At 44.4% G+C, this 385-nt stretch carries 1 protein-coding gene; it reads left to right on the top strand.

Annotated elements, in window-relative coordinates; all coding sequences use genetic code 11:
- The coding region (locus AC1DUA_RS40920; protein ID WP_477505053.1) for a sigma-70 family RNA polymerase sigma factor at positions 1-385 on the top strand (385 nt) is incomplete at both ends.

The following is a 385-nucleotide window of genomic DNA, read 5'->3' as shown; positions in this document are numbered from 1 at the left end:
GGCTAAACTAGCCAGAAATGGGGATCGAAATGCTTTTGCAGAGCTTGTAGAGCTCTATAAGGATAAGATCTTTCACTTGGCTTACCGTATGCTGAATAACAAGCAAGAAGCCGAGGATGCGGTGCAGGAAACATTCTTGCGGGTATACACCAATTTGCACCGATATGATGAGAATCAGAAGTTTTCAACTTGGATTTTTCGAATTGGGACGAATCTGTGTATCGATAAACTGCGCCGAAGGAAAAATACGTACTCCTTAGACGCGGAAATGCCGGATGGTGAAGGCAATGATTATTACGCGATGCTCCCAAGTCATGAAGACACGCCTGAGAAGCAAATCATTGTGTCTGAGACGCAGGAACAGATCCGTAGAGCTATTGATACA

This window comes from Paenibacillus sp. 01T422, from assembly GCF_056398785.1.
This window is presented reverse-complemented; position numbering and strand designations above follow the sequence as displayed.